Here is a 9,396-nt window from a genome sequence, read left to right on the forward strand (position 1 = left end):
CCCCCCCGCGGCTTTGCCCTTTGCTTCCTAATGCCACAGCGGTTCGCGCGAGACGTGGTTGACCAGTAGCTGCGCATCCAGCTCGACATAGGTTCCATTGGCCATGCGCGGATTGCTTTCGCCGGTGAGCGCGGCGATTACCGAGCAGATCAAGGCACTGTGGCTCACGACCATCACGTTCTGCCCGGGATGCTGATGGCAGATCTTGAACAATGCGTTCACTGCACGCCCCACCAGATGCTCTTCGGTTTCTCCGGTGCCAACCAGCAGCTGACGCTGTTCGTCGGCGCCATCGGCCACCAAGGTGCCTTCGAGATCGCCGAAGTCCTGCTCCATCAGTTCCTGGTTTTCGTGCAGGGCACGGATGCCCAAGCTATTGGCGAGGATCTGCGCTGTTTGGCGGGCACGGAACAACGGGGAGGAATACACTGCGTCCCAAGTACCTTCGGGTGCCAGCTCGGTGGCCAGCTGCTGGGCTTGGCGGATGCCGGTATCGTTCAGTGGCAGGTCGCTGCGTCCATGCAGGCGTCCTGCCTTGTTCCATTCGGTTTGTCCGTGGCGGATCAGGATCAGTTTCTTTGCGCTCATCGTCTTCTTCTTTCTGGCATGCACCGAAGCAACTGGTGCCCGGTGCGAAGTAGTGTTCTGGAGTCAGTTGCCGGTCTGCGAACTCTTGACCGGCGCTGGCAGCGGGGTGCTGGCGTGCAGCGCGGCGTACTGGCCGCTGGTTGCAGCGAACGCGTCGACCGATTTGGCCCCGACCTTGATGACGTTGAATCCCGCGGCAGGCTCGTCAACGATCTGCGTCGGGGCAAATGAATTCATGTTGTAGGACACTGCAGGAGCCATGAACACCGGGGTGCTCAACAGCTGGCTGGTGGACGCCTGATGGTAGTGGCCGCAAAGGATTGCACGGATATCGCTTCCGGCGGCGATGGCCGCCAGCTCCATCGGGTTCTCCAGCCCGCGGCCGGCGCGGGCTTCATTGGCGGCTTCCACCGGAGGATGGTGCAGCAGAAGCAGGGATCCGCGCGGCGCCGGAACCGCCAGCAGCGAGGCAAGCCAATCGAGCTGCCGCTGTTCCAGGCGTCCCCGGGCCAACTGGAATCCCCCGCTGTCCAATCCGATAATCCGTAGTCCCAGGATCTCGTGCACCGTGTCGGCTGGATGCGGACCGGTGGACAGGCGCCTGGTGTTGAAGGATTCTCCAATCGCGCCCAACGGATCATGGTTGCCCGGAACGGTGATGACCGGGCAATCCAGTTCGCGCTGGGCCTGGTTGAAGATCTCTGCGGCCCGCTCATGGATGTCCGAACCGCGGTCTGCGATATCGCCGGTCACCACAATGGCATCCGGATCCAGGCAAGCGGCTGCTTCCAGCGCCTGTTCTGTTCGTTGCCACGAATCAATGGATCCGTGAAGCAGCTGCCCTTCGGGACGCAGGTGGGTGTCGCTCAATTGGATTATCGTCAGAGGTTCCATTTTTTCCTCCTTCACGGCTGCTGCATTTCATCCCATTGAACGCCGGGGTTCTGGCCAGCAGGTGAACAGGGCGTCGACGCCATATGAAGTCCTGAAGAATCGGGGTTTTGCCGATAATCGGACAAATCGGCCATGGAAGGCAGGTAAAACTGGCTGACACATGCTTTCTGGCGCATATGAACGGCGAGTAGCATCCAAAACGACTAATCTTAGAAGAGAAGATTTGAATCCACCGAGGAGCTATATCCATGACCGGCAGCAAAGTCGTCGCCTTTGGCCACTTCCAGCCAGAGCGCATCGTCCCTAACACCGAGCTGGAAAAGTTGGTGGAAACCAGCGATGAATGGATCACCCGACGTGTCGGCATCGAAGAACGCCGCTGGGGAACCGGTGTTGAAACCGTAGACTCCATGGCCATCAAGGCCGCAGAGATGGCGCTGGGCAACGCAGCTGGCATCAAGGCAGCCGATATCGACATGATCATCGTCGCCACCTGCACCGCTACGGACCGTTCGCCGAACATGGCCGCACGCGTAGCTAACGCCCTGGGCATGGACCAAGGGCCGGCAGCGGTGGACGTGAACGTGGCTTGCGCAGGCTTTGCCCACGCCGTTGGCCTGGCCCAGGGCGCCATTGCCGCTGGCTCGGCGACGAATGCCTTGGTTATCGGCTCGGAGATGCTCACCGACTACACCGACTTCACCGATCGCACCACCTGCGTGCTGACCGCGGACGGCGCTGGCGCCTTCGTGATCACCGCATCGGAGGACAACGGCATCTCGCCGGTGGTCTGGGGTTCGGTTCCGTCCCTGTCCGATGCGGTGCGCATCGAAGAGGAAAACAACATGAAGTTCGCGCAGAACGGCCAGAGCGTTTACCGCTGGACCGTCACGCAGCTGCCGAAGATTGCTTCTAAAATCATCGACCGTGCCGGCATGAAGCCTGAGGAGCTGGATGCCATTGTCCTGCACCAGGCCAACCTGCGCATCATCGAGCCATTGGCAGAGAAGATCGGCGCACCGAACGCGCGCGTGGCCACCGATGTGGTGTACTCGGGCAACACTTCGGCCGCTTCGGTTCCGCTGGCTCTTTCCAAGTTGATGGCTTCGGATGAGCCATTGCCTTCGGGTTCCAAGGCGTTGCTCTTCGCCTTCGGTGGTGGCCTGGCTTACGCCGGCCAGATCATCACGATCCCTTAAGTATTTTCGCCATGAGTGGGCGCTACGGCATTTTGCGGTGGCCCCCACTAGTGCTTTAACGGCGCCTTCCGCATCAGCCTAAAAAGCTGCTCCGCACCCCTTGCAACAACGCGTTAGTGACTGCTAACGTATTTTTCATGCTTGATCTACTGGAAGTCGCTTCCGAGCCAACGCGCAGGCGCTTGATTCAGTTGCTGGGTTCCGGGGAACGCACGGTGACGGAACTGGCCGCGAACTTCGCCGTCAGCCGCTCCGCCATCTCGCAACACCTGCTGCTGTTGATTGACGTAGGACTGCTGCAAGCCCGCAAGGATGGCCGCAGCCGCTACTACTCGCTGGACCCTGCAGGCATCACGAAGCTCAAGGCCCTCCTTGACTCGTTCTGGAATACCGAACTCGACCTGCTCGTTGCCGAGGCCGCCGAATTGGCGTCGTTCAATGGGCCACCGCACCAGCCACCAGGAGAAAAGCCATGAGCTTTGAACGAACAGTCATCCTCCCCATTGACGCCGACACCGCCTTTGCACTGGTCACCAACCCGGAACGCCTTCGCCGCTGGCAAACCGTTGCCAACCGCGTTGACCTGCAGACCGGCGGCAGCTACCGCTTCACCATGGGTCCGGGCCACCAGGCCTCGGGCACTTTCACCGAAATCGAGCCCGGCAAGCGCCTGGTCTTCACCATGGGATGGGAAGGTTCGGATGCCGTTCCGCCCGGCGATTCGACGGTTTTCATCACCCTGGAACCGCTGGATCAGGGCACGGCCCTGACCTTGCGCCATGAGGGGCTGGACGCCGAGCAGTCCTCGGGCCACGCCGAGGGATGGAACCACTTCCTGGATCGGCTGAAGGAGTTTGCCGAAACCGGCGAAGCAGCCATCGACGAGTGGAACGCCGTGCCCGAGCCGCAGAATCCGATCGTTTCCGCCGAGGGCTCCGTGGCAGCCCTGCAGTTCATCCTGAACAACATCTGCGCAGCGGACCTGGCCAAAGCCACTCCCTGCTCCGAGTTCTCCGTGAGCGAGCTGCTGGATCACCTTGCGGGTTCGGTCTCGATGATCGGCGGTGCCCTGGGCGCTGCGGTATCCGATGACCCGGCCCTGGCGCCGGAAGCTCGCATCGCCAACCTGGTGCAGCCGACCCTGGAGGCTTTTGCCGCTCGCGGCGTTGCCGGCGAGATTGATCTCGGATTCGCTGTCATGCCGGCTTCAGTGGTTGCCGGGATCCTGAATCTGGAACTGATGGTTCACGGGTGGGACTTCGCCCAGGCGACCGGCCAGGAGTTCGCGATCCATCCTGGCCACGCGGAATACGTACTGGGCTTGGCACGCAAGACTGTGGGACCGGCTCAGCGCACCTCCGGTTCCTTCGCGGAAGAAACCATGGTCGCCGAATCCGCCAGCAGCCTGGATCGCCTGATTGCGTTCACCGGCCGCGTTCCCGCAGGAGCCTGAGGACCTCCCATGGTTGACGTCTCCACGAGCATCGCTATCGACCGGCCACGTTCGGTGGTGGCCGGCTACGCGATGAACCCGCTGAACGCTCCAGCGTGGTACCGGAATATCCACTCGGTGCGCCGGCTGGATCCCCATGGCTTCGGCCTCGGATCACACACCGCCTTCGAAGCCAGGTTCCTTGGACGGAAGCTTTCCTACACCTACGAAGTCACCAGGTTCGCGGAGAACGAGGAACTGGTCATGGCCACCGCGCAGGGCCCGTTTCCCATGCGCACCACCTATCGCTTCGAAGCGATAGGGCCAACGGCGACCCGGGTCCACCTGCGCAATGACGGCGAGCCAACTGGCTTCGGCAAACTGGCCGGCCCGCTGATGGAAATGATGATGCGGCGAGCCAATATGGCTGATCTCCGGGCGCTGAAAAGCATCCTGGAGAAAGACTGAGGACCAGCGGCGAACACCGCGGATACCTTGCCTGTGGCATCGTGTCCGGGGTGTTCGCGCGTCACTGACCTGAGCATTCCCGATTGCTCCAGTTCTCGACTTGACGTTAAGTGGATCACACCCCAGACTGGTACACGTGAACCTGTCTGACAGCTGGACACCCGGACAGCAACCGATCGAACGACGATCCGCTGCCGAAGGCGTCTTCCATGCACTCCGCCTAGCCATTGAAGCCCAGGAAATCGCCATCGGCGCGAAACTGGGATCCGAAGCTGCCCTCGCGGCCGACTACGGCGTGAGCCGCTCGGTCATCCGCGAAGCGCTGCGCTCCTGCGCGGCCCTGGGCCTGACCCGCACCGAAACCGGGCGCGGCACCTTCGTGGTCTCCCACCGGCCCACCCGCGAGCTGAAACTGGGCACGTTCTCCTCCGACGACCTGCACGAAGCCCGTCCGCATATCGAGATCCCGGCTGCCACCCTCGCCGCCACCCGGCGCACCGCCGAGGACCTGGAGCGGATCAGCGGGCTGATCGAGGCGATGGAGCAGGAAGACGACCCGGCAGCCTGGGTCGAGCTGGACGCCGCCTTCCATGCCGCGATCGCCCAGGCCAGCGGCAACTCGGTGTTCTCCAAGGTCGTCGCGGACATCCGCGAGGCCATGGCCCGCCAGTCCGAGACCGTGAACCTGGTTGCCGGCCGCCGGTCGCCGTCGAACTCGGAGCACCAGGAAATCTACCAGGCCATTGCCGCCCAGGACCCGCAAGCGGCCAACAATGCGATGGCCAAGCACCTCAATGCGGTGCAGCAAGCAGTATCCACCATAGTCAGGAGCAAGAAGTGACCCCCGCCGATCCCCAGACCCTGCGCGCTTCGCTGGTCGTTGAGGCACTGCCGCAGCACGAACCGCTGGTCATCGCCACCCGCGGCGAGGCCGTGGAGTCCATCCACTACGGCTCGGCCGTGCTGCTGGATCCCGCCGGCTCCATCGCCGCCAGCCGCGGCGATGCCCAGGCCGCGTTCTACCCGCGCTCGGCGCTCAAGCCGCTGTTCGCCGTGGGCATGCTGCGCGCCGGACTGCAGCTCGACGACCAGCAGCTGGCCTTGGCCTCAGCCAGCCACTCCGGGAGCCCGCGCCACCTGCAGGTCGCCGAATCCACGCTGGCCGCCGCCGGCCTGGACCACACAGCGCTGCGCAATTCCACCGACCTGCCCTACGGCGTTGCCGAGCGCCAGGACTACCTGGCCGCTGGCGGCAAGGCCACCGCGCTCGCGCAGAACTGCTCGGGCAAGCACGCCGCACTGGCGGCCCTGTGCGAGCTCAAGGGCTGGGACACCGCCAACTACCTGCACGACGAGCGCCTCCTGCAGCTGCTGCAGGACACCGTGGAGGATCTTTCGGGCGAACAGATCTCCGGGGTGAGCACCGACGGCTGCGGCACCCCGGTCTACCGGATGACCCTGGCCGGATTGGCCCGCGCCTTCGGCAAGCTGGCCAGCGCCGTGCAAGGCACCGCCGAGGCACACGTGGCCGCGGCAATGGCCGGCTACCCGGAACTGGTAGCCGGCGTTGGCCGCGATGTCACCGCCCTGATGCGCGCGGTGCCCGGCTCCGTGGCCAAGGACGGTTTCGAGGGCATCCAGGCCGTGGGCCTGCCCGATGGCAGCGCGCTGGCCGTGAAGATCGCCGACGGCTCGGACCGCGCCCGGATGCCGATCACCGCCAAGCTGCTCGCCGAGCACCTGGGCTCCGAGGCCGCATTGGCCCTTGAACCGCTGGCTACCAGCCCGGCCTTTGGCGGCGGTGCGCCCGTGGGCCTGCTGGCCGCACTGTAATTTTTTCCGTTCCAACCATTTCAACGAATCCTGGAGAAGAATCCACCATGCCTGAAACCTTGCTCAGCGGCCAGACCCGCAGCGAGCATGACCTGATCGGCGACCGCGATATCCCGGCGGATGCCTACTGGGGCGTGCACACGCTGCGCGCCAAGGAGAACTTCGACATCACCGGCACCGAGCTGTCCGGCAACCCGCACCTGATCCGCGCATTGGCGCGCGTGAAGCAGGCCGCGGCGCGTGCCAACCACGAGCTGGGGCTGCTGGACGCCCAGCGCGCGAACGCCATCGACCAGGCCTGCGAGGCCATCGCCGGCGGGGCGCTGCATGAGCAATTCATCATCGACCCGATCCAGGGCGGGGCCGGCACCAGCACGAACATGAACGCCAACGAGGTCATCGCCAACCTGGCGCTGGAAATCATGGGCCATGCCAAGGGCGAGTACTCCTTCTTGCACCCCAACGACCATGTGAACCTCTCGCAGTCCACCAACGACGCCTACCCGACCGCTGTGAACATCGCCACGCACTTCGCCACCCAGCCGCTGCTGGCAGCCATCGAGGTGCTGCAGGATTCGTGCATCGCCAAGGCCGCCGAGTTCCGCACCGTGGTGAAGATGGGCCGCACCCAGCTGCAGGACGCCGTGCCGATGACCGTGGGCCAGGAGTTCCGCGGCTGGGCCGTGACCCTGGGCGAGGACCGGGCGCGGCTGGAAGAATCGCTGTGCCTGGTCACCGAGATCAACCTCGGCGCCACCGCCATCGGCACCGGGCTGAACGCCCCGGCCGGCTATGCCGAGGCCGCCTGCCGCCACCTGCGCGAGCTGACCGGCCTGCCGCTGACCACCAGCCCGGACCTGATCGAAGCCACTTCGGATGTGGGCGCGTTCGTGCACCTCTCGGGCGTGCTCAAGCGCGTGGCGCTGAAGATCTCCAAGATCTGCAACGACCTGCGCCTGCTCTCCTCCGGTCCGCGCGCGGGCCTGAACGACCTGCAGCTGCCGGCCGTGCAGTCCGGCTCCTCGATCATGCCCGGCAAGGTCAACCCGGTGATCCCGGAAGTGGTCAGCCAGATCGCCTACCAGGTGGTGGGCCACGACTTGACCGTGACCATGGCCGCCGAGGGCGGGCAGCTGCAGCTGAACGCCTTCGAGCCGGTGATCGTGCACTCCATCGGGCTCTCCCTGAAGCACCTGGCCAACGGCTGCCTGACCCTGGCGCACAAGTGCATCGACGGGATCACCGTGGACGAGCAGGCGCTGCGCCGCGAGGTGGAGAACTCCATCGGCCTGGTCACCGCGCTGAACCCGAGGCTGGGCTACGCGGCATCCACCTCGGTGGCCCTCGAAGCGCTGCACACCGGGCGCGGCGTGGCCGAGCTGGTGCTCGAACGCGGCCTGCTCTCGGCCGAAGACCTCAATGAGCTGCTCTCCCCCGAGCGCCTCGCCAACCTCACCGACTAGATCCGAGGAATCATATGGATAATTCCACTCCGCACGCCACCGCGGCGCACGTCCCCGATGCCGCGCTGACGGCCGGCGACAACGATTACCACAAGGGCCTGTCCTCCCGGCAGATGCAGATGATCGCCATTGGCGGCGCCATCGGCACCGGGCTGTTCATGGGTGCCGGCGGCCGGTTGGCCGAAGCCGGACCGGGCATTGTCATCAGCTACGCAGTCTGCGGCTTCTTCGCCTTCCTGATCCTGCGGGCGCTGGGCGAACTGGTCATGCACCGCCCGTCCACCGGTTCCTTCGTGTCCTACGCCCGCGAGTTCTACGGCGAGAAGGCGGCCTTCGCCACCGGCTGGCTGTACTGGCTGAACTGGGTAATGACCGCCATCGTCGACATCACCGCGGTGGCCCTGTACATGGGCTTCTTCGGCAAGTACGTGGGGTGGATCAGCTCGGTGCCCCAGTGGCTCTGGGCGCTGCTGGCGCTGGCCGTGGTGCTGGCCATGAACCTGATCTCGGTCAAGGCCTTCGGCGAGATGGAATTCTGGTTCGCACTGGTCAAGGTCGTGGCCCTGGTGGCCTTCCTGATCATTGGCTGCTACTTCGTCATCTTCGGCACGCCGCTGGCAGGACATGAGGTCGGCTTCTCGCTGCTCAGCTCCAATGGCGGGCTGCTGCCCAATGGCCTGCTGCCGGTGCTGGTGCTGATGCAGGGCGTGGTCTTCTCCTATGCTTCCATCGAGCTGATCGGCACCGCCGCGGGCGAAACGGAGAATCCGGAAAAGGTCATGCCCAAGGCGATCAACACCGTGATCATCCGCATCGCCGTATTCTACGTCGGCTCGCTGGTGCTGCTCTCGCTGCTGCTGCCCTACACCGCGTACAGCGCCGGGGAATCGCCGTTCGTGACCTTCTTCGGATCCATCGGCGTGCAGGGCATGGACGTGGTGATGAACCTGGTGGTGCTCACCGCGGCGCTGTCCTCGCTGAACGCCGGGCTCTACTCCACCGGGCGCATCATGCGCTCCATGTCATTGAACGGCTCGGCGCCGAAATTCGCCGGGCGGATGAACAAGGCCGGGGTTCCCTACGGCGGCATCGTGATCACCGCTGTGGTGGCCGTGTTCGGCGTGGTGCTCAACGCCGTGGTCCCGGCCAAGGCCTTCGAGATCGTGCTGAACTTCGCGGCCATCGGCATCATTGCCTCCTGGGGGATGATCGTGCTGTGCCAGATGGCGCTGGTGAAGTCCGCCAAGCGCGGCGAGCAGCAGCGCCCCGGCTTCCGGATGCCGCTGGCTCCGGTCTCCGGCTGGGTCACCCTGGGCTTCCTGGCCCTGGTGCTGGTGATGATGGCCTTCGATAATCCCATCGGCACCTGGACCATTGCCTCGCTGGTGGTCATCATCCCGTTGATCATCGGCGGCTGGTACTTGTGCCGCGGACGGATCAACGAGATCGCCAAGGCGCGGCTGCACAACGAGCAGCCGGCCAACCAGCGGTAGCAGGATCCCGGGACCGGGGGGGAAGC

The 9,396-nt window shown here is 64.6% G+C and carries 10 protein-coding genes; 8 read left to right on the forward strand and 2 right to left on the reverse strand.

All coding sequences use genetic code 11. The features are described 5' to 3' along the window. Positions 1-27 precede the first annotated feature (27 nt). Together ACNPM8_RS01910 and ACNPM8_RS01915 are read right to left on the reverse strand one after the other, a co-directional pair. Positions 28-588, reverse strand: a complete 561-nt coding sequence (locus tag ACNPM8_RS01910) for a histidine phosphatase family protein (protein ID WP_332488856.1) — start codon at positions 586-588, stop codon at positions 28-30. A 63-nt stretch (positions 589-651) separates the two neighbouring features. Then, on the reverse strand, positions 652-1,482 hold the full coding sequence (locus ACNPM8_RS01915) for a metallophosphoesterase family protein (protein ID WP_448939194.1): 831 nt from the start codon (positions 1,480-1,482) through the stop codon (positions 652-654). Between the two features lie 248 nt (positions 1,483-1,730). Between ACNPM8_RS01915 and ACNPM8_RS01920 the strand changes: the two genes are divergently transcribed. From ACNPM8_RS01920 to ACNPM8_RS01955, 8 genes are all read left to right on the forward strand, one after another. Beyond that, positions 1,731-2,681: a beta-ketoacyl-ACP synthase III gene (locus tag ACNPM8_RS01920; RefSeq protein ID WP_105656229.1), complete on the forward strand. Its 951-nt coding sequence runs from the start codon at positions 1,731-1,733 to the stop codon at positions 2,679-2,681. A 137-nt stretch (positions 2,682-2,818) separates the two neighbouring features. Further along, the gene (locus tag ACNPM8_RS01925; protein ID WP_105656228.1) at positions 2,819-3,157 is read left to right on the forward strand and encodes an ArsR/SmtB family transcription factor; all 339 of its coding nucleotides are present in this window, start codon (positions 2,819-2,821) and stop codon (positions 3,155-3,157) included. Next, a complete protein-coding gene (locus ACNPM8_RS01930; RefSeq protein WP_133834081.1) occupies positions 3,154-4,134 on the forward strand; it encodes a TIGR03086 family metal-binding protein in 981 nt (326 codons plus the stop codon). The genes ACNPM8_RS01925 and ACNPM8_RS01930 overlap by 4 nt, the downstream gene beginning before the upstream one ends. A gap of 9 nt (positions 4,135-4,143) precedes the next feature. Beyond that, a complete protein-coding gene (locus tag ACNPM8_RS01935; RefSeq protein ID WP_332594985.1) occupies positions 4,144-4,581 on the forward strand; it encodes an SRPBCC family protein in 438 nt (145 codons plus the stop codon). Between the two features lie 136 nt (positions 4,582-4,717). Continuing rightward, positions 4,718-5,422 carry a FadR/GntR family transcriptional regulator gene (locus tag ACNPM8_RS01940; RefSeq protein WP_105656225.1) on the forward strand — a complete coding sequence of 235 codons (705 nt, stop codon included), beginning with the start codon at positions 4,718-4,720 and terminating at the stop codon, positions 5,420-5,422. After that, positions 5,419-6,414 carry an asparaginase gene (locus ACNPM8_RS01945; RefSeq protein WP_332594986.1) on the forward strand — a complete coding sequence of 332 codons (996 nt, stop codon included), beginning with the start codon at positions 5,419-5,421 and terminating at the stop codon, positions 6,412-6,414. Before ACNPM8_RS01940 ends, ACNPM8_RS01945 begins: the two co-directional genes overlap by 4 nt. Before the next feature lie 47 nt (positions 6,415-6,461). After that, the gene (locus ACNPM8_RS01950) at positions 6,462-7,877 is read left to right on the forward strand and encodes an aspartate ammonia-lyase (protein ID WP_332727513.1); all 1,416 of its coding nucleotides are present in this window, start codon (positions 6,462-6,464) and stop codon (positions 7,875-7,877) included. A 14-nt stretch (positions 7,878-7,891) separates the two neighbouring features. Then, positions 7,892-9,370: an amino acid permease gene (locus tag ACNPM8_RS01955; protein WP_105656223.1), complete on the forward strand. Its 1,479-nt coding sequence runs from the start codon at positions 7,892-7,894 to the stop codon at positions 9,368-9,370. The last annotated feature ends 26 nt before the right edge of the window (positions 9,371-9,396 follow it).

It is taken from the genome of Glutamicibacter sp. AGC46, from assembly GCF_053543715.1.